Source organism: Saccharopolyspora sp. NPDC045941, assembly GCF_056431445.1.
In genome coordinates this window covers 125,007-144,411 of the sequence record NZ_JBWKKU010000005.1, presented here as the reverse complement: position 1 = coordinate 144,411, position 19,405 = coordinate 125,007, and the positions used below count along the sequence as shown (strand labels likewise).

The 19,405-nt window shown below is 71.5% G+C and carries 15 protein-coding genes; 5 read left to right on the top strand and 10 right to left on the bottom strand.

What is annotated here, in order from left to right; genetic code table 11:
- Positions 1-125: 125 nt before the first annotated feature.
- Complete coding sequence (locus AC07FN_RS05935) at positions 126-1,265, bottom strand: site-2 protease family protein (protein WP_478394594.1); 1,140 nt, start codon at positions 1,263-1,265, stop codon at positions 126-128.
- A gap of 89 nt (positions 1,266-1,354) precedes the next feature.
- On the opposite strand from AC07FN_RS05935, the gene AC07FN_RS05930 reads away from it, so the two are divergent.
- Complete coding sequence (locus AC07FN_RS05930) at positions 1,355-2,242, top strand: RecB family exonuclease (RefSeq protein ID WP_478394593.1); 888 nt, start codon at positions 1,355-1,357, stop codon at positions 2,240-2,242.
- A 186-nt stretch (positions 2,243-2,428) separates the two neighbouring features.
- On the opposite strand, the gene AC07FN_RS05925 is transcribed toward AC07FN_RS05930, so the two are convergent.
- From AC07FN_RS05925 to AC07FN_RS05905, 5 genes are all read right to left on the bottom strand, one after another.
- Positions 2,429-3,274: a VOC family protein gene (locus tag AC07FN_RS05925; RefSeq protein WP_478394592.1), complete on the bottom strand. Its 846-nt coding sequence runs from the start codon at positions 3,272-3,274 to the stop codon at positions 2,429-2,431.
- 202 nt (positions 3,275-3,476) lie between these two features.
- Complete coding sequence (gene hisG / locus AC07FN_RS05920; protein ID WP_478394591.1) at positions 3,477-4,325, bottom strand: ATP phosphoribosyltransferase; 849 nt, start codon at positions 4,323-4,325, stop codon at positions 3,477-3,479.
- 36 nt (positions 4,326-4,361) lie between these two features.
- Positions 4,362-4,625, bottom strand: coding sequence for a phosphoribosyl-ATP diphosphatase (locus AC07FN_RS05915; RefSeq protein WP_093260198.1), 264 nt, complete (start codon positions 4,623-4,625; stop codon positions 4,362-4,364).
- 91 nt (positions 4,626-4,716) lie between these two features.
- The gene (locus AC07FN_RS05910; RefSeq protein ID WP_478394590.1) at positions 4,717-5,685 is read right to left on the bottom strand and encodes a homoserine dehydrogenase; all 969 of its coding nucleotides are present in this window, start codon (positions 5,683-5,685) and stop codon (positions 4,717-4,719) included.
- Positions 5,685-6,389 carry an HAD family hydrolase gene (locus tag AC07FN_RS05905; RefSeq protein ID WP_478394589.1) on the bottom strand — a complete coding sequence of 235 codons (705 nt, stop codon included), beginning with the start codon at positions 6,387-6,389 and terminating at the stop codon, positions 5,685-5,687. Before AC07FN_RS05905 ends, AC07FN_RS05910 begins: the two co-directional genes overlap by 1 nt.
- Before the next feature lie 260 nt (positions 6,390-6,649).
- On the opposite strand from AC07FN_RS05905, the gene AC07FN_RS05900 reads away from it, so the two are divergent.
- Together AC07FN_RS05900 and AC07FN_RS05895 are read left to right on the top strand one after the other, a co-directional pair.
- Positions 6,650-7,216: an esterase/lipase family protein gene (locus AC07FN_RS05900; protein ID WP_478394588.1), complete on the top strand. Its 567-nt coding sequence runs from the start codon at positions 6,650-6,652 to the stop codon at positions 7,214-7,216.
- Between the two features lie 6 nt (positions 7,217-7,222).
- Positions 7,223-7,543 (top strand): hypothetical protein, encoded by a 321-nt coding sequence (locus AC07FN_RS05895; RefSeq protein WP_478394587.1) that lies wholly within the window; start codon positions 7,223-7,225, stop codon positions 7,541-7,543.
- A gap of 1 nt (position 7,544) precedes the next feature.
- On the opposite strand, the gene metH is transcribed toward AC07FN_RS05895, so the two are convergent.
- Both metH and AC07FN_RS05885 read right to left on the bottom strand, forming a co-directional pair.
- Positions 7,545-11,087: a methionine synthase gene (gene metH / locus AC07FN_RS05890; protein ID WP_478394586.1), complete on the bottom strand. Its 3,543-nt coding sequence runs from the start codon at positions 11,085-11,087 to the stop codon at positions 7,545-7,547.
- 211 nt (positions 11,088-11,298) lie between these two features.
- A complete protein-coding gene (locus AC07FN_RS05885; protein ID WP_478394585.1) occupies positions 11,299-13,668 on the bottom strand; it encodes a lysylphosphatidylglycerol synthase domain-containing protein in 2,370 nt (789 codons plus the stop codon).
- A 251-nt stretch (positions 13,669-13,919) separates the two neighbouring features.
- On the opposite strand from AC07FN_RS05885, the gene AC07FN_RS05880 reads away from it, so the two are divergent.
- Both AC07FN_RS05880 and AC07FN_RS05875 read left to right on the top strand, forming a co-directional pair.
- Positions 13,920-14,813: a PAC2 family protein gene (locus tag AC07FN_RS05880; protein ID WP_132481062.1), complete on the top strand. Its 894-nt coding sequence runs from the start codon at positions 13,920-13,922 to the stop codon at positions 14,811-14,813.
- Between the two features lie 110 nt (positions 14,814-14,923).
- Positions 14,924-16,033, top strand: a complete 1,110-nt coding sequence (locus AC07FN_RS05875) for a chitinase (protein WP_478394584.1) — start codon at positions 14,924-14,926, stop codon at positions 16,031-16,033.
- Between the two features lie 61 nt (positions 16,034-16,094).
- On the opposite strand, the gene AC07FN_RS05870 is transcribed toward AC07FN_RS05875, so the two are convergent.
- Positions 16,095-17,909 (bottom strand): C69 family dipeptidase, encoded by a 1,815-nt coding sequence (locus AC07FN_RS05870; protein WP_478394583.1) that lies wholly within the window; start codon positions 17,907-17,909, stop codon positions 16,095-16,097.
- A gap of 60 nt (positions 17,910-17,969) precedes the next feature.
- Complete coding sequence (locus AC07FN_RS05865) at positions 17,970-19,199, bottom strand: styrene monooxygenase/indole monooxygenase family protein (RefSeq protein ID WP_478394582.1); 1,230 nt, start codon at positions 19,197-19,199, stop codon at positions 17,970-17,972.
- Positions 19,200-19,405: the final 206 nt, after the last annotated feature.

Genomic DNA, 19,405 nt, shown 5'->3' with positions numbered 1-19,405 from the left:
ACAGCGCACCATCGTCGCAGAGCGCCCGGAGAAGGCTCGGGTCGGCGTCCGCCACCCCATTGCCGCTGCGCAGGTCCCGTGAGCGTTTTGGGGCGCTACGACACCCCAAAACGCTCACGGACGGCTCACTCGCGACGGGAGCGCAGCGCGTTGCGGAGGTCCTCGCGGCGCAGCACGCCGCTGGGCCTGCCCTCGCTGTCGACCACGAGGAACTGCCAGGCCAGCACCGACTGCACCCGCTCCAGGATCGTGTCCGGGGTCTCGCTGTCGAGCAGGATCGTGTCCGGGTCGACCGGTTCGGCCGCGCGCTCGGCCGGTTCGTTCGGCGCGTGGGTGGCCAGGCGCTCCGCCGCGGTCTGGTCGAGCAGGCCGACCGCGATGCCATCGGCCCGCACCAGCACCACTCCCCGGCCCGCCGCCGCCAGCAGCGCATCGCCCACCGGGCTCTCCGCCGGGAGCTGCAGGACCGGGCGCACCAGGTCCCCCAGCGCCAGGCCCGCGGGCCAGCGCTTGCGCTGCTCGGCCGCGTGCTCCGCGCTCGCACCGGCCACCACGAACCACGCCATCAGCACGCACACGCCCAGCCGCAGCCACTGGTCCTGGGCGTTGTTGAGCAGGCCGACCAGCGCCCAGCCGATCAGGACCGCCGCCACCGCTCCCGCGCCGATCACGCCGGCCGTGGTGCCCGTGGCGCGCTTGCCGGTGAGCCGCCAGGTCAGCGCCCGCAGCATCCGGCCGCCGTCCAGCGGCAGGCCCGGCAGCAGGTTGAACACCGCCACCGCGAGGTTCGCCACGCAGGTCTGCGCGACCAGCAGCCAGATCGCGCCGCCGGGCACCAGCGCGAACCAGCCGATGCCGGTCGCCAGCGCCAGCGCCATCGACACCGCGGGCCCGGCCGCCGCGATCAGGCCCTCCTGGGTGGGTTTCGGCGGCGTCCGGGAGATCTCCGACAGGCCGCCGAGCAGGAACAGGCGAACGCGCCGCACCGGCAGCCCCAGGCGCAGCGCGACGATGCAGTGCCCGAGCTCGTGCAGCAGCACCGAAACCGCCAGCAGCACGGTGAACACCGCCGCCAGCAGCGCGCTCTCCCAGATCCCCGCGCCCGGCAGTATCCGGCCCACCAGCGGCGTGTAGAGCAGCACGATCAGCGCCGCCCCGAGCCACCACGACGGCGACAGCAGCACCGGCACCCCGGCGATGCGGCACAGCAGCAGGCCGCCGTCGTTCAACTTGGGCCGGGTGGGCGGGGACGCGGTCGACGGCATGCACGCAGGGTAGTGCCCCGTCCGTGAGGCAGTCGTGATCCGTGCAGGGGGTGATCGCGTGTCGGTCGGCTCGATTAGGGTCACGGGCCATGGCGGAACCTGCGCAGGCGACAGGCGGGACACTCCAGGACGGCAGGCCCAGGCGGCCGGCGCTGTCCCCGTCCCGCGCGAGCGATTTCAAGCAGTGCCCGCTGCTCTACCGGTTCCGCGCCGTGGACCGGCTGCCGGAAACGCCCAGCAAGGCGCAGGTGCGCGGCACCGTGGTGCATTCAGTGCTGGAGCGCCTGTTCGAACTGCCGACGGCCGAGCGCGACCAGGCGCAAGCGCGGGCGCTGCTGCAGCCGGCCTGGGACGAGCTGCTCGCGCAGCAACCCGAGCTCGGCGAGCTGTTCGACGGGCCCGACGATCCCGAACTGGCGGGCTGGCTGGAGTCGGCGAACGCGCTGCTGGACGCCTACTTCGAGCTGGAGGACCCGCGCCGGCTGGAGCCGGAGGCCTGCGAGCTGCGGGTGGAGACCGAGCTCGACTCCGGGGTGCTGCTGCGCGGGTTCATCGACCGCGTCGACGTGGCCCCGACCGGCGAGATCCGGCTGGTCGACTACAAGACCGGTGCCGCGCCGCGGGAGATCGGCGAGGCCAAGGCGATGTTCCAGATGAAGTTCTACGCCCTGGTACTGTGGCGCACCCGCGGCGAGATCCCCCGCCAGCTGCTGCTGATGTACCTGGCCAGCAAGCAGCGGCTGGCCTACACGCCGGACGAGACGGAGCTGCGCCGCTTCGAGCGCACCCTGGAGGCGATCTGGCAGGCGATCCTGCGGGCGGGCAAGACGGGTGACTTCCGGCCGAACCCTAGCCGCCTGTGCGACTACTGCGACCACAAGCCGCTGTGCCCGGCCTTCGGCGGCACCCCGCCGCCCTACCCGGGCTGGCCGGAACCCGACCCGGGCCCGGAATCCGTCCTCGACCGCACCGACTGACCCGCCGCCCGTCACCCGGGGGATCCCAGTTTCAATTGAAACTGGGATCCTCCGGCGTGTCGGGACCCGACACGCCGGAGGTTGTGGACAACTTGCGCAATTTCAATGGAAATCGAAGGTCCGATTTCCATTGAAATTGCGGCACCCCGGACGGCGGCCGGGCCCTCGGGCCGGGCCCTCGGGCGGTCAGTCCTCGTAGGGGTCGTAGTTGGCGGCGGTGCCGAAGTCGCCGGCCTGGGTCGGGTCGATGACCGCGAAGCGGGCGCCGCTGGGATCCCGGAGGACGGCGACCCGGCCGATGCTGGAGTCGTACGGATCCACCCGCACGCGGCCGCCGAGGCCGATCGCGCGGCGGACCAGCTCGTCGGTGCCGACCTCCGCGTCGACGCCGAGGTAGAGCAGCCAGTGCGGCTTGGTCGACTCCGTGATGAAGTTGCGGATCATGCTGACCCGGGCGCACACCGACTCGTCCCCGAGGTACCAGACGGAGTAGTCCGAGCGGTGTTCGGTGCCGAACTGCTCGGCGCTGTAGCCGAAGAGCTCCTGGAAGAAGTTGTCCGCGGTCTGCGCCTTGATGGTGACCAGCTCGGCCCACATCAGGGTGCCCGGCAGCCCGACGTCGAACTGCCAGGACTCCTCGGGTTCCAGCAGCCCGAACTCGGCCCCGGCCGGCCCGACCAGCACCGTCTTGGCGCCCAGCCCGGGCACCTCGTTGCGCGGCACGGTCACCGTCGCCCCCAGCGCCACGGCCCGCTCCGCGAAGGCCTCGCAGTCCGCGGTGGCCAGGTAGAGCCGCCAGCTCGACTGGTCACCGGAGGCGGCCCGCAGGCTGGCCACCGGGAAACCCTCGCGCATGGCGATCACGTGTTCGCCGGAGACCGGATCGCGATGGGTTTCGTACGTCCAGTCGAACAGCCCGGAGTAGAACTCCTGGGCCCGCTCGAGATCCGTGGTGATCAGCTCTATCCAGCAGGGCATCCCCTCGTAGAGCTCCCACCGCGGCGGGGTAGTTCCCGGTACCACGACGGCCATTTCCTCACCCCCACCGGCTCGTTCAAGATCGTCTCGGATTCCATTATCCGCAATCGGCACGGCCGACTTGGGGCACTCGGATCACAATCCGGTGGAGCAATCGGACATACAGGACGAGGAACGCGGCGTTCACCGGAGCACCAGCCGAAAACGCCACGCCCACCCGGCGCGGACCGGGTGGGCGTGGCGTTCGGACCAGGCTTCAGAGGCGGCAGGCCCTGATGTCGGAGGACAGGATGGCCTTGGCTCCCACGGCGGCGAGGCGGTCCATGATCGCCGGGGCTTCCTTGCGGGAGACCATCGCGCGCACCGCCACCCAGCGGTCGTCGGCCAGCGGCGACATGGTCGGCGATTCCAGGCCCGGCGTCACCTTGGTGGCGTCGTCGAGCAGATCGCGCGGGCAGTTGTAGTCCAGCATCACGTACTGCTGGGCGAACACCACGCCCTGCAGGCGGGCGATGAGCTGGTTCTTGGCCTGCTCGTCGTCCGAACCGCGGCGCTCGATCACCACCGCCTCGGAGTTGCAGATCGGCTCGCCGAAGGCGACCAGGCCGTGCTGGCGTAGCGTGCGGCCGGAGCCGACCACGTCGGCGATGGCGTCGGCGACGCCGAGCTGGATGGAGATCTCCACCGCGCCGTCGAGCCGGATGACGTCGGCCGTCACGCCGTGCTGCGCGAGGTCGTCGGTGACCAGCCTCGGGTAGGACGTGGCGATCCGCTTGTCCTGCAGGTCCGCGACGGCCCAGTCGTGCTGGCCCGCCGGGGCGGCGTAGCGGAACGTGGAGCCGCCGAAGCCGAGCGCGAGCCGCTCCTCGACCGGGGCGCCCGAATCGCGTGCCAGGTCGCGGCCGGTGAGCCCGAGGTCGAGCTCGCCGGAGCCGACGTAGATCGCGATGTCCTTGGGGCGCAGGAAGAAGAACTCGACGTCGTTGGTGGTGTCCAGGACGGTGAGGTCCCGCTGCTCATGGCGCTGCCGGTACCCGGCTTCCGCGAGCATCTCGGATGCGGGACCGGCGAGGGTGCCCTTGTTGGGCACAGCCACACGCAGCATGGGACCAATTCTCCTCGGTTCATTCCTGGGATGGGTTCACAGGTAGCGGTAGACGTCCTCAAGGGACAGTCCGCGCCCCAGCATGATGACCTGCAGCCGGTACAGCAGCTGCGAGATCTCCTCGGCGAGCTGTTCGTCCGATTCGTGCTCGGCGGCGATCCACACCTCGCCGGCCTCTTCGAGGACCTTCTTGCCCTGGGCATGCGTCCCGGCGTCGAGCGCGGCCACCGTAGCCGAGCCCTCCGGACGGGTCCGGGCTCGTTCCTGCAGTTCGGCGAACAACTCGTCGAAGGTCTTCACAGTCCACGATCCTTGCATCCCTGGCCGCCGAACCAGAAGGCGGACCCGCTCGTTTGCGGGTTTCATCACGGCGCGTCACCCGCCGGACACCTCAGTGGAACCCGGTGGTCGCCTCCAGCACCGCCCCGAGCGTGTCCTTGACCATGGCCAGCGCGGCGCCCCGCGGGCTCGACCGGCCGCCGGAAACGGCGACCGTCCCGGCTTCGCCGCAGTCGTAGCTGATCGCCTTCTCCGGCCCCAGCAGCGCACCGAAGGTGCTCGCCGCGGGCTCGGCGCGCAGCTCGACGCGAACCAGCCCAGGCTCCTCGCGCTGCGCGCCGGCGACCTGCCGGAGCCGGTGGCCTTCCGGCACCGGCGGCAGCGGTTCGCGGATCGGCTCCGCCTCGACCGCGACGTCCGCCGGGTCCCAGCCCCACAGCAGGCCGGTGATCAGCCGGAGCTTGGTCGCGGCGTCCTTGCCGGAGAGGTCGGCGGTGGGGTCGGCCTCGGCGATGCCGCGCCGCTGGGCCTCGACGACCGCGCCGGCCAGGCCGTGACCTGCGGCGATCCGGTCGAGGACGAAGGTCGCGGTGCCGTTCGGGCAGCCCTGCACGGCGCGGACGTCGAAGCCGCGCAGCACCGAGCGGGCCAGGTCACCGGCCGGCATCGCGGCGCCGGTCGCCCCGGAGATCCGCACCGACCGCCCGGCCAGGCGCGCGGCCTCGTCGAGCTTCCGCCAATGCGTGAGCAGGTGCGACTTCGTCGCGGTCACGACGTGCGCGCCCTGCTGCAACGCCTGCAGGGCGTCCAGCGCGGGCTGGTCGCTGCCGTCCGAAGGCACGGCCTGCGCCAGCACCCGGGCGCCGGCGAGCAGGTCGTCGATCTCACCGGCGGGATCCCACTGCCCGCGGGACGGCACGGCGCCATCGACCCGGACCTGCGATTGCCTGCCGCGGACTGCGACGACGTGCAGGTCGGCGCCGTAGGTGTCGCGCCAGCGCGCGCGGCGCCGCCGGACCAGCTCGACGTACTCCCGCCCCACCGGCCCGTACCCGGCCAGGACGATCGGCACGTCGATCATCACGCCGCCCGGGCGAACAGCTCACCGAGGGCGGCGAAGTCCACGTCCGCCAGCGAGTCGCGCAGGACCCGGTGCGGGCCGGGCTGCAGCGGCACCTCGCAGGGGATGGCGATCACCAGGCAGCCGGCGGCCTCGGCCGCGGCCACCCCGGTCGGGGAATCCTCGATCGCGACGCACCGCGCCGGGTCGACGCCGAGCAGCCGCGCGGCCTTCAGGTACGGCTCCGGCTCGGGCTTGTTCTTGCCGTCCACCTCGTCGCCGCAGACCGTCACGTCGAACGAGTCCCGGTCGAGGGTTTCCAGCGCCAGCTCCGTCAGGGAGCGGATCGTGGAGGTCACCAGCGCGGTGGGGATGCCCAGCTCGCGGGCCTCGCGCAGCGCCTCCGGCGCGCCCGGCCGCCACGGCAGGCCCAGCTCGAACAGCTCCTCCATGCGGGCCGCGACCCACTTCGCCGCCGCGTCGACCTCCGCAGTGCCGACTTCTTCCGGGACGTCCGCGATCCCGACATCGGCCAGCAGCATTCGCATGCTGCGGGTCATGTTGGAGCCGACCATCGCCTCCCGGGTCTCGTCGGTGAGCGCGCCCCCGCGATGCCGTGCGTAGTCGTCCAGCGCGATGGTCCACAGCTTCTCGGAGTCGACGAGCGTGCCGTCCATGTCGAACAGGACTGCGGCGGGCGAGTTCTGACCGGCGTCGCGGGTCACTCGGGGATCTCCGTTCGGGGAAGAGGTGTGGACCATGACCTCCACAAGTACAGCACCCGAGGTCCGGCCTCCCCCAGCGAAAGTGTCCAATCCCTCGTCGCCCCGCCCCACCGGCCACGATCGGAGCAATCGACGCGCGGCCCGGGCCCGGTCGGCGCAACGCGCAGACCCGAACGAGCGACGCGTGATCGTTCGGCCGGAAGGCGAGATCGGCTTCACCTACCTTGGAAGGCCGCATTCCCGTTGGAAGGAGGACGCGCATGGTGTTCAGCAGGACGGGACGGGCCGCGGCGGCGTTGCTCGCGGTCGCGATGCTGGCGCTCGGCGGAACGGCTGCGGCGCAACCGGAAAATCCGGAAACCTCGGCGGCGGGGAACAATCCGGTCTACTTCGTGCACGGCTACAACCCGGGCAGCGACGCGAACTGCAAGACCATCTGGGGCGACGCCGTCGACTACTTCGAGAAGCGCGGTTGGCCCGGCGGGCAGCTGAAGACCGTCGGCTACTACAAGGGCGACACCGGCTGCGACATCTCGATCAGCGACGACAACACCACCGGCACGCGGATCAAGCACGTGGCCGCCGACCTCGCCAACTACATCTACGAGCACCACACGAAGAAGGGCGAATCGGTCGACATCGTGGCGCACTCGATGGGCGGGCTGGTCACCCGCGTCGCGCTGCTGGGTTCGGCCAAGGGCTGGTCGGGCTTCCCGAAGGGGCCGCTGAAGGTCGGCGACGTCGTCACGCTCGGCACCCCGCACCGGGGCGTGCGCAACCCGGACGCCTCGGACACCACGCAGTGGAAGTCGATGGACCCGGACTAGGAGTTCATGCGCGTCCTGCACGCGCCGGAGAACCGCCTGAGCCAGTCCTGGGCGGCCGGGACGGACTGGACATTCGCGGGCGCCAACGAGGACGAAACGGTCAGCGGCACGTCCGCGATCGACAAGGGCTACCACGCCGACCACAAGTTCCGGTACCTCAACGGGAACAGCCCGAAGGTGACGCACTCCGGCATCCGCGAGATCGCCGGCGGCAAGCACAACCTCCGCTACTGGCATTCCAGCGAAGGCGTCCCGCACGACACCGGAAACGGCTGGGCCCCGGTCAAGACCGCCTACGAGGCGGTCAACCAGAACGGCAAGTGGTAGCTCAGGTGTTGAAGTACTTGGCCTCCGGGTGGTGGGCGACGATCGCGTCGGTGGATTGCTCCGGGTGCAGCTGGAACTCCTCGGACAGCGTCACGCCGATGCGTTCCGGCCGCAGCAGCTCGACGATCTTGGCGCGGTCCTCCAGGTTCGGGCAGGCGCCGTAGCCGAGGGAGAAGCGGGCGCCGCGGTAGCCCAGCCGGAAGAACGCCTCCACAGTGGCCGGATCTTCGGCCGCCACCGGAACGCCGGACGCGAACAGCAGTTCCTGGCGGACGCGCCGGTGCCAGTACTCCGCCAGCGCCTCGGTGAGCTGCACGCCGAGGCCGTGGATCTCCAGGTAGTCGCGGTAGGCGTTGCGTGCGAACAGCTCGTTGGCGAAGTCGGCGATGGGCTGGCCCATCGTGACCAGTTGCAGCGGCAGCACGTCCACCTGCCCGGACGCCTCGGCGCGTTCCCGCGAGCGGAAGAAGTCCGCGAGGCACAGGTGCCGGTCGCGGGCCTGGCGCGGGAACGCGAAGCGGCAGCGCTCCGGCGCGTCCGCCGCGGGCCCGGCCAGCACGACCAGGTCGTCGCCCTCGGACACGCACGGGAAGTAGCCGTAGACCACCGCCGCGTGCTGCAGGATCCCCTCGGTGGCGAGCTGGTCCATCCAGTACCGCAGCCGCGGCCGCCCCTCCGATTCGACGAGTTCCTCGTAGGCCGGGCCGCCCTTCGCGCCGCGCAGCCCCCACTGGCCGAAGAACGTGGCCCGTTCGTCCAAGTAGGCGGAGTATTCGCCGACCGGCACGCCGCGCACCTCACGCCCGCCCCAGAACGGCGGCGTGGGCACCGGAACGCCGGCGGCCACGTCCGAGCGGGTCACCGGCTCGGGAACGGCGGCCGCCTTGCGCTTCTCGGCGATCCGCAGCGACCGCTCCCGGCGGGCCTTGCGCTCCGCCTTCTTCGCCTCCTCCGCCTGGTCCGGGACGATCACGCCGCCGCGCTTGCGGGCCATGATGGAATCCATCAGCCGCAGGCCCTCGAAGGCGTCCCGGGCGTAGCGCACCTCGCCGCGGTAGAGCTCGTCGAGATCACCCTCCACATAGGACCGGGTCAGCGCGGCGCCGCCTAGCAGCACCGGGTACTTCTTGGCCACTCCCCTGGCGTTGAGCTCCGCCAGGTTCTCCTTCATGATCACCGTCGACTTCACCAGCAGCCCGGACATGCCGATGGCGTCCGCGCAGTGCTGCTGCGCGCCGTCCAGGATCGTACCGATCGACTGCTTGATGCCGAGGTTGACCACGTTGTAGCCGTTGTTGGACACGATGATGTCGACGAGGTTCTTGCCGATGTCGTGCACGTCACCCTTGACTGTGGCCAGCACGAGAGTGCCCTTGCCGGCGGCGGATTCCCGCTCCAGGTGCGGTTCCAGGTAGGCGACGGCGGCCTTCATGACCTCGGCCGACTGCAGCACGAACGGCAGCTGCATCTGCCCGGAGCCGAACAGCTCGCCGACGACCTTCATCCCGGCCAGCAGGTTCTCGTTGATGATCTCCAGCGGTGGCTTCTCGGCCATCGCCGCGTCCAGGTCGGCTTCCAGCCCGTTGCGCTCGCCGTCGACGATCCGCCGCTCCAGGCGCTCGAACAGCGGCAGCGCCGCGAGTTCCTCGGTCCGCGACGCCCGGCTGGACTTCGCGGTCTGCCCCTCGAAGAGCTCCATCAGCTTCTGCAGCGGGTCGTAGCCCTCGCGACGCCGGTCGTAGACCAGGTCGAGCGCGACCTCCCGCTGCTCGTCCGGGATCTTGTTCATCGGCAGGATCTTCGAGGCGTGCACGATCGCCGTGTCCAGGCCCGCTTCCCGGCACTCGTTGAGGAACACCGAGTTCAGCACCTGCCGCGCCGCCGCGTTCAGTCCGAAGGAGACGTTCGAAATGCCCAGCGTGGTGCGGACTTCCGGGTGCGCGCGCTTGAGCTCGCGGATTGCCTCGATGGTCTCGACGCCGTCCCGGCGGACCTCCTCCTGACCGGTGGAGATCGGGAACGTCAGGGTGTCGATGATGATGTCCGACTCCGCCATCCCCCAGTTCGAGGTCAGGTCGTCGATCATCCGGCCGGCGACCCGCAGCTTCCAGTCCTTGGTGCGGGCCTGCCCGTCCTCGTCGATGCACATCACCACCACCGCGGCGCCGTGCTCGCGGACGAGCTCCATGACGCGGCGGTAGCGGGAATCCGGCCCGTCGCCGTCCTCGTAGTTGACCGAGTTGACCACGCACCGGCCGCCGAGGCGTTCGAGCCCGGCGCGCAGCACCGGCGGCTCGGTCGAGTCCAGCATCACCGGCAGCGTCGAGGCGGTGGCCAGCCGCGCGGCCAGCTCGGCCATGTCGGCGGCCCCGTCGCGGCCCACGTAGTCCACGCAGAGGTCGATCAGGTGCGCCCCGTCGCGGGTCTGGGCCTTGGCGATCTCGACGCAGGAATCGTAGTCGCCCCCCAGCATCGCCTCGCGGAACGCCTTGGAACCGTTGGCATTCGTGCGCTCGCCGACCACCAGCACCGACGCGTCCTGGGCGAACGGCACGGCCTGGTACAGCGAGCTGACGCCCGGCTCGGGCTGCGGCTCGCGCCGCGGCGGCGCCAGGTCGCGCACCGCCTCGACGACCTGGCGGATGTGCTCGCCGGTCGTGCCGCAGCAGCCGCCGACCAGCCGGGCGCCGTACTGCGTGACGAACTCGGCGAGCGCCTCGGCCAGCTCCTCGGGCGTCAGCGGGTACACCGCGCCGTCGGGGCCGAGCTGCGGCAGCCCGGCGTTGGGCATCACCGACAGCGGCACCCGCGATTGCTTGGCCAGCTGCCGCAGGTGCTCGCTCATCTCGGCCGGACCGGTCGCGCAGTTCATCCCGATCAGGTCGATGCCCAGCGGCTCCAGCGCGGTCAGCGCAGCGGTGATCTCGGTGCCCAGCAGCATCGTGCCGGTGGTCTCCACGGTCACCTGCGCGATGATCGGCACCCGCCGCCCGGCCCGCGCCATGCCGCGCTTGGCGGCCAGCACCGAAGCCTTGGTCTGCAACAGGTCCTGCGAGGTCTCCACCAGCACGGCGTCGATCCCGCCGTCGAGCATGCCGACGGTCTGCTCCGCGTAGGCGTCGCGCAGCGCCTCGAAGGTCACGTGCCCCAGCGTCGGCAGCTTGGTGCCCGGCCCCATCGCGCCCAGCACGAACCGCGGCTGCCCGGCGGTGGCGAACTCGTCGGCGCATTCCCTGGCCAGCCGCGCGCCGCGCTCGGAGAGTTCGCGGATGCGGTCGGCGATGCCGTACTCGCCGAGGTTGGCCAGGTTCGCGCCGAACGTGTTCGTCTCGATCGCGTCCGCCCCGGCCGCCAGGTAGCCGCGGTGCACGTCGCGCACCACGTCCGGGCGGGTGGCGTTGAGGATCTCGTTGCAGCCCTCCAGGCCCGCGAAGTCGTCGAGGCCCAGCGGCACCTCCTGCAGCATGGTGCCCATCGCGCCGTCGGCGACGAGAACCCGGCGCTCCAGCGCCTCCAGCAGCGGTGACCAGGGAGAATGCGGCATACCGACCAGCGTACGAGCGCATCCCAACCCAATTCCCACAGTGTGGTACGAGGCTCCCAGCGGCACGGGATCCCCGTCTCGTGCCCGCAATTTCCATTGAAATCGAAGGTTCGATTTCAATGGAAATTGCGGGACGACCGGACCCGGAGCGGGGCGCGACGGGGTGGGGCGCCCCGGGCCGGGGTGCCCGGGCGGAGCGCTTGGGGCAGGTCTAGATCAGGCCTCGGTGCTGGAGGTAGCGGAACACCGCGATGCCGGGGAGGACCGGCAGCCAGTACGTCAGCAGCCGGGAGATCAGCACTCCGGTGATCGCCGCCGTCGCCGGCACGCCCATCGCTCCGAGGCCCGCGAGCAGCACCGCCTCGACCGCGCCCAGCCCGCCGGGCGAGGGCACCAGGTGACCGAGGGTGTTGCCGATGATGAACACGACCGTCACGGCCGTCCAGGAGAAGTCCGGGTGCAGCGCGGCCAGCGACGCGGCCAGGCCGAGCCCCGACACCACGAGGTAACCCAGCGCGCCGCCGAAGAGCTGGAGCGCGCGGACCGGGTGGCGCAACGTCTCCAGCAGCTCCCGGCCGACCTCCAGCGACGGCGCGACGATCCGGCGGCGGCCGAACGGCGAGGCGATCACGGCCGCCGCGACCACCACGACCGCGGCGGCGCCGGCCAGCACCGGCCAGCCGGTCGGGATCGACAGGTTGGTGAACGTGCCGGACAGGCCGACCGCGAACACGCCGATCACGGCCACGACGAACGCCACCGCACCGGTGCCCGCCTGGTTCAGCAGCGTCACCCCGACCGCCAGCGGCCGCCGCAACCCGAGGCGTTCCATGTAGACCACGTTGATGCCGAAGAACCCGGCGCCGCCGGGCGTGGTGCGCCCGGTGAACGCGGCCGCCATCTGCACCAGGAACGTCCGCCAGAACGGCAGCGGGATCCGGCTGGAGCCCTGCACGGAGATCGACGACAGCAGGATCGCGACGAACCCCGTCACGACCGCCACCGCCAGCCAGCCCCAGTTGGCTTGCCGCACCGCCGTGAGCACCTCGCCCATGCTGGAGAGCTCCGGGAGCAGCAGGTACACCGCAGCGGCGATGAGCAGCAGGCCGATCACGGTGATCGGGCGGACCGGCGAGCGGAAGCCCGGGATCGGCAGGCCCAGCCCGTCCGCCAGGGTTTCGCGCAGCTCGGCCAGCAGGAAGCGCCCGCGCTCCGCCTGGCTCCTGATGCGCCGCGGCAGCGCCAGCGGCACCAGGTTCCGCAGCGCCGCCGCGAGCTGCTCGGCCGGCAGCGCGCTGATCGCGCTTCGCACCGCGCGCTCGGTGCCGACCACCGCCGCCAGCGACACCAGCGCCTCGGCCAGGTCCTGGGCGAGGCGCGCCGCGTCCGCGCCCGCGTGGCTGAACGTGAAGCTGAGCAGCCACGGCCGGTTCTCGTCGTCCACCAGGATGTTCTTCGCACGAAGGTCGTGATGGGCGATGCGGGCCGCGGCCAGGGCCGCGAGCTGCGTCCAGATCGCCGCGAGCAGCTCGTCGTCGATCTCGGCGCCGCGCAGCTCCGACAGCCGGCGCCCGGTCACCTGGCGGACCACCAGCAGCGCGGGCGCGTGCTTGACGTCGCAGGCCAGCACGACCTGCGGGGTGCGCACGCCGGCCCGTTCGGCGAGCAGCGTCACGTAGGCCTCGTGCTCCACCTCGTGGTGCGGCGTCGACAGGTGCGGCTCGTCCTGGACGTCGAGCAGCGTGAGCAGGCGCTTGATCTTGTACCAGGGCCCGGCGCGGCGGCTCATCCGCCGCACCACCTTGGCCCGCAGCGTCCACCCCGCCGTGGTGCCCACGGCGAACTCCCGCGGCTCCAGCAGCCGGTGGCGCAGCGCGACGATCCAGGTCGGTTCCATCCCGGCCAGCTCCAGCTCGCCCAGGATCACCTGGCCGGAGATCTTCCGTCCCGGCGCGCCCCAGACGACGTGGCAGAGCAGGCCGACGCCCCACCCCAGCAGCGCGCCGCCCACGGCGTCCAGCGGCAGGTGCCCGCCGAGGTGCACCACCGCCACCCCGACCAGCACGGCGAGGGCCCACCCGAGGTACCGCGCGGTGCGGCCCAGGTAGGGCGCGGCGACCACCGCCAGCACGGTCACGATGGCCACTTCGCCCGCCGGGAACGGGAAACCGCCCGGCGGCCCGGGGAACGGCACGGGCACCGGGCGGACGCCCAGCACGTGCTGCATGAGCCCGGCCAGCGCCCACGTCGCCGCGCCCGACGCCGCGCACAGCAGCGCCACCCGGATCCAGCCGAAGTACATCGCCACCGCGGTGGCCCCGGCGATCCCGGCCCAGCCGCCGACCCAGGTGAGCACCACCCACAGCGGGTCGGTGGCCGCCGGGATCCGCTCCAGCTGCTGGTAGAGGGCGAGCTCGACGGGGTTGGCGGGCACCAGGACGAGCAGCACGCTCAGCGTGAGCAGCCCGCCGACGAGGGCCAGCTGGGCCAGGTCCTTCGGGCGGCGGCCGATCGACAGCCGCAGCCGGGACCTCGGGGATATCCCGGTCCCGTCGCTCGATGACGCTCCGGTGCTGTCCACTGGCTGGATCGGCTTCCCTCGACCGCTGACACCCACGGTGACTCGGGTAAAGGGTCTGGCCCCGGCTGTCTCCCGTCAAACCGGGATGAGGATCGTTCCACCACGGCACCGCACTGCACGCGACCACCGCCGCTTGGAAGAACGGCGGCTCCCGCGTGTTCGCGCGCGGCGGATGATGTTCGGCGGGGACGTCGGGCGCTCGCGTCGGCGTGGCGTCGTAGGCTGGCGCCGTGACCGATCGCGACGCACACATCACCGGACAACAGCGCGCCGAACTGCCCCCGCTGACCGACCCGATCGTCGTCAGCGCCTTCGAGGGCTGGAACGATGCAGGCGACGCCGCCAGTTCCGCGATCGAGCACCTGCAGCTCATCTGGGACGCGGAGCCGCTCAGCGAGGTGGACCCGGACCCGTACTACGACTTCCAGGTCACCCGCCCCACTGTGAAGCTGGTCGACGGCATCACCCGCCAGGTCTCCTGGCCGACCACGCGGCTGACGGTCTGCCGCCCGCCCGGCTGCGATCACGACGTGGTGCTGGTGCACGGCATCGAGCCGAACATGCGCTGGCGGGCGTTCTGCGCCGAACTCGTCGAGCAGATCGAGCGGATCGGTGCCCGCACCGTGGTCACCCTGGGCGCCCTGCTCGCGGACGCGCCGCACACCCGGCCGGTGCCGGTCAGCGGCGCGGCCTACGACACCGAGTCGGCCGCCCGCTACGGGCTGGAGCGCTCCCGCTACGAGGGCCCGACCGGGATCGTCGGGGTGTTCCAGGACGCCTGCGTGCAGGCCGGGATCCCGGCGATCTCGTTCTGGGCGGCGGTGCCGCACTACGTGTCGCAGCCGCCGTCGCCGAAGGCCACGCTGGCGCTGCTGCACCGGGTCGAGGAGGCGCTCGACGTGGAGGTCCCGCTGGGCAACCTGCCCGAGCAGGCCGAGGAGTGGGAGCAGACCGTCAGCGAGATGGCGGAGGAGGACGAGGACGTCCGCAACTACGTCCGCGCGCTGGAGGAGCGCGGGGACGCCGAGGTCAAGCTGACCGAGGCCAGCGGGGACGCGATCGCCGCGGAGTTCGAGCGCTACCTGCGCCGCCGCGGTCCGGGCGGCCCCGGTGGCAAGGGGCCTCTGGGCCCCGGCCCGGGCTGACCGGCGCTTTCGCGTCCGTTGGCGACAAATGGACTGGACCTTGACGCGAGCAATGGTCTAGTCCATTTTTGTTGTGCCCCAGATCACTCCCGACGGATCGGAGCACTCCCATGCCACGGGTGCGCACCGCGCTCGCCGCCCTGGTCGGCCTGGTCGGCCTGGTCGGGCTGACGCTGCCCGCCACGGCCGCGGCCGCCCCCGAACCCGCCGCGCCGGACATCCCCGCCCACGCCCTGGTCGGCTACCTGCACGCCAGCTTCGCCAACGGCTCCGGCTACGTGCGCATCGCCGACGTGCCCGCCGAATGGGACGTCATCGACCTCGCCTTCGCCGAGCCCACCTCCCCCACCTCCGGCCAGCTGGAGTTCAACCGCTGCCCGGCCGCCGAATGCCCGAACGTCGAGACCGACGAGGAGTTCATCGCCGGCATCAAGGCCAAGCAGGCCGAGGGCAAGAAGGTGCTGCTGTCGGTGGGCGGCGCCAACGGGCAGGTGCGGCTGGAGACCGCGGGCGCGCGCGACGCCTTCGTCGAATCCGCCGCCGCGATCATCGACCGCTACGGCCTCGACGGCATCGACATCGACTTCGAGGGCCACTCGCTGGAACTCGCCCCGGGCGACACCGATCTGAAGAACCCGACCACGCCGGTCGTGGTCAACCTGATCGCCGCGCTCCGGGCGCTGAACGAGCGCTACGGCCCGGACTTCGTGCTGACCATGGCGCCGGAGACGTTCTTCGTCCAGCTCGGCTACCAGCACTACGGCGGCGGCTCCGGCGCCGACCCGCGCGCCGGTTCGTACCTGCCGGTGATCGACGCGCTGCGGGCGGACCTGGACCTGCTGCACGTCCAGAACTACAACTCGGGCCCGATCATGGGCCTGGACGACCAGTACCACACGATGGGCACCGCGGACTTCCACGTGGCGATGATCGACATGCTGCTGACCGGCTTCCCGCTGGCGAAGAACCCGGACAACACCTTCGCGCCGCTGGCGCCGGAACAGGTCGCCATCGGCCTGCCCGCGGCCAACCCGGCGGGCAACGGCTTCACCCCGGTCCCGGAGGTTCACAAGGCGCTCGACTGCCTGCGCGCGGGCACCGGCTGCGGCCCGTACCGACCGCACGGCACCTATCCGGCCCTGCGCGGCCTGATGGCGTGGTCGATCAACTGGGACGCCTACCACGGCAACGAGTTCGCCAAGGCCCACGACGCCTACTGACCCGGGCGCCTGCCGCCGAACCGCTCGGCGGCAGGCGCACCGGCTCACCGAATCCGGCGGATCAGGTGGTTCGGCGGCGGGCGAAGAACATCGCCACCGCTCCGAGGGCGAGGCCCACGACCGCCGCGATCGTCACCGGAAGCCAGGGGAAGGGCCGATCGGCACGGGTGGCCGCGCGGAAGTCGGGGACCGCGTTCGGGTCGCCGACCTGGCCCTTGCGATCCACCGTGGTGCCGTCCGCCCAGCCGTTGCCCAGGTCGCAGTTGACCCGGTCCCGCGCCGAGATCGACCCCTCCGGCAGCGACATGTCCAGGCTCTCCGCCCTGGCCGTCACCCCCGGCGGCGGCTCGACCGCCGGCTTGCGGATGCCGAACTGCTCCTTGGTGCGCGCCTCGACGTCCGCCACCAGGTACTCGGTGAGGTCCAGGCCGTCCATCGCCCACTCGTTGCTCCAGTCGGTGAGCAACGCGCGGGCCCGCGGGGCATCGCCGGCCCGATACGCCTCGGCCGCCTGCTGCTCGACGCCGCCGATCTCGCCGAGCATCTGGGCCTCGAAGCCCTCGAACGCCTTCGTGACGTCGGCGAGGAACACCTCCGGCCGGTCGCAGGTGTAGTACATGAGCCGCTTCGACTCGTAGGTGGCCGAGCGGGTCGCCTCCTGCGCCGCGTACTCCGGGCTCAGGTAGTTGGCCGCCGCCCCGGACGTCAGGTAGCGGTGCTGGCCGTACTCCGGCGGCACGGTTTCGGCACCGATGTGGAACGGGACGTACGGCGCGGTGATCGCGGCGGTGTTGGCCACCCACAGCGTCGCGAGCTCCGGATGCGCCAGATCCGCCTTCAGCTCGGCGACCTGCCCGTAGCCGGAGCGGTCGTCGGACCAGCGCGGGTCGCGGACCATGCGCTGCATGTCCACCAGCGAAACCTCGCCCAGCCGCCGCAGTTCCTCCTCCAGCGTCGGCGGATGCCGCCACGGCGCCTCGTCGTCCGGGGTGGACTTGCCGGGATGCCCCGGGAACGGCGTGCCGTAGACCTGCTGGACGTTGAAGGGCCTGCCGTCGGCCGGGTTCCACCAGCCCTGCTGGACCGCGAAATCGACCAGGTTCGGCGAGCCCATGTGGTCCGGGTCGTTCCGGTGGTCGACCGGGAAGTCGCCGATGTAACCCGGATAGGACACCCGCACGTCGTCGGGCCCGAGCCGCTCGGCCGCCCACAACCCCTTGCCGCCGGCGAACTCGATGAACACCCAGCCCTCGTTGGCATCGGCGAACAGGTGCGAGTTCCCGCCGTAGGTGGTGTAGCCGTGCCGGTCGATCAGCTCGCCGAGGATCTGCACGGCCTCGCGCGCGGTGTGCGCCCGCTCCATCGCGATCCGCGACAGGTCGCTGTAGTTCGGCCCGGTCTGGCCGGGCGGGGTCATCTCGACCAGCTCGGGCCGCGAGTCCGACCACACGTCGCGCGCCGCCACCTGGTACTCGTTCAGCCCGCCGTTGGTGAGCGGGGCCGGGAACCCGGCGAACTCCGAGTAGTTCGAGGTGATGTACTTCGCGGTCTCCGGCACCTGCGGGATCTGCGTCAGCCGCCCCGGCAGGTCGGCCTCCTCGGTGGCGCCCACCGTGATCGTCGAGCCGGGTTCATGCTGCTGCCGGGGCACGATCTCCAGCCAGTGGCTGGAGGGCTCGTGCCCGAACCCGCCGAGCAGCGTCGCCCCGCTCTCCGTCCGGTTCTTGCCGACGTAGAAGGCGATGCTCTTGTCCGGCATCGGCCGGACCTGCTGCTGCGGCGGGGTGGCCGGATTGGCGACGGCGATCGGCGCGGCGAGCACCGCCATCGCCACCGCCGATCCGAGCGCACTGCACCGATGTCGGAGCCGCGACACGACAACCTCCTGGATCGAGATGATCAGTCGCGCCTTTTTAGCCCCAACGGGCGAAAATTCTCAACTGAGGCTGCTGAGGTACTCCTCGGCCCCGGCCGGGTCGAGGAACCAGGACTCGAAGTCCGCCGGGTCGTCGAAGCCGTTCGCGAAGCGGTTCCGGATCGCCGGGATCTCCACCGCCGCGCCGAACAGCCGCTGCACGTGCGGCGCCGGCGGTCGCAGCATCGCGTTGCTCCACACCGTCACGTGCCGGGCGTAGTCCCAGAACCGGTCGAAGGTCTCCTGCATCCACTCGGCGTGGAACGGCCGGTCCGCCCGCCGCACGATGCTGTCCAAATAGGACTCCGCCGCCTTGCTCGCGCTGTTGACGCCCTGCCCGGTGACTGGGTCGGTGACCACCACCGCGTCCGCCATGCCCAGCACCGCCGCCCCGGAGGGCAGCCGCGCGACCGGCTTGCGCACCACCGGGGTCACCCCGCCGGCCAGGACCGCCCGGTCGTCGGTCAGCTCCGCGCCGGCGAACCGCTCGTGCTCCCACGGCAGGTGGGCGCGGAGCAGCTCCAGCATCCGCGCCCGGTGCTCCGCGGGACCCGGGCGATCGGCCCAGCAGTCCAGCGGCCCGCCCGGGACGCCCTCGAAGAACAGGATGTCGCACGGCCCGCCCTCGGTGTAGCCGGGAATGACGAAGACCTCGCCCACGCCCGGCACCGAGTTGAACCGGACCAGCCCCGAATCGTCCACATCGGACGATGGTGCGGCGCCGCGCAGGTAGGACACCGCGAGCGCCCGCTGCGGCTCGGCGAACGGGGACCACCCCGGGTCGCGCTCGAAGGTGCGGCCGAGCTTCCCGGCGCCCGCCGCGACCAGCACCAGGTCGTAGCCGCGGCTCAGCTCGTCCAGGTCGGACACCTCGATGTCGCGGTACTCGACGGCGCCGCCGCGCTCGGCGAAGAGCTCCAGCCACCCGGCCATCTTCAACCGCTGGTCCACCGACTGCGCGAAGCCCGTCAGCTCGCCCCGCCAGTCCAGCACCCGGGAGCCGTCCGGGCCGCCCACCGACAGCCGCAGCCCGATGATCTTCGGCGCCTGCTCCTCCCACAGGTTCAGGCCGTGCTCCCGTTCGTACCCGAGCGCGGTCCGGAACATGACCTGCGTGGACATCACCCGGCCGCCCCGGATCTCCGCCGGCGTCCGCGCCGAGATCAACGTCACCTCGTAGCGCAACGCCTGCAGGCTGAGTCCCAGCTGCAACCCGGATTGTCCCGCCCCGACGATCAGGACCTTCCGCATCTCCCCGACCACCTTCCGTTGGTCTCCCCGAACTTCCGGGCGCAGCAGGCCTGTACCGCCATTCGTCGCAGCAGATTGGTCCATTGCTCCCAGTAACCGAGAAAGATCCAACCAGAACGGGGTTTGCGAAGTCCATGCGGGATGCGGACTCGTTCCGCGAGTGGTGCATACCACGCGCTGACCGGCTACTTTTGCCGGATTTAACG

Coding starts and splice junctions, on each gene's coding strand:
- AC07FN_RS05935 (WP_478394594.1), bottom strand. CDS start 1,265: ATGCCGTCGACCGCGTCCCCGCCCACCCGGCCCAAGTTGAACGACGGC.
- AC07FN_RS05930 (WP_478394593.1), top strand. CDS start 1,355: ATGGCGGAACCTGCGCAGGCGACAGGCGGGACACTCCAGGACGGCAGG.
- AC07FN_RS05925 (WP_478394592.1), bottom strand. CDS start 3,274: ATGGCCGTCGTGGTACCGGGAACTACCCCGCCGCGGTGGGAGCTCTAC.
- hisG (WP_478394591.1), bottom strand. CDS start 4,325: ATGCTGCGTGTGGCTGTGCCCAACAAGGGCACCCTCGCCGGTCCCGCA.
- AC07FN_RS05910 (WP_478394590.1), bottom strand. CDS start 5,685: ATGATCGACGTGCCGATCGTCCTGGCCGGGTACGGGCCGGTGGGGCGG.
- AC07FN_RS05900 (WP_478394588.1), top strand. CDS start 6,650: ATGGTGTTCAGCAGGACGGGACGGGCCGCGGCGGCGTTGCTCGCGGTC.
- AC07FN_RS05895 (WP_478394587.1), top strand. CDS start 7,223: ATGCGCGTCCTGCACGCGCCGGAGAACCGCCTGAGCCAGTCCTGGGCG.
- metH (WP_478394586.1), bottom strand. CDS start 11,087: ATGCCGCATTCTCCCTGGTCACCGCTGCTGGAGGCGCTGGAGCGCCGG.
- AC07FN_RS05875 (WP_478394584.1), top strand. CDS start 14,924: ATGCCACGGGTGCGCACCGCGCTCGCCGCCCTGGTCGGCCTGGTCGGC.
- AC07FN_RS05865 (WP_478394582.1), bottom strand. CDS start 19,199: ATGCGGAAGGTCCTGATCGTCGGGGCGGGACAATCCGGGTTGCAGCTG.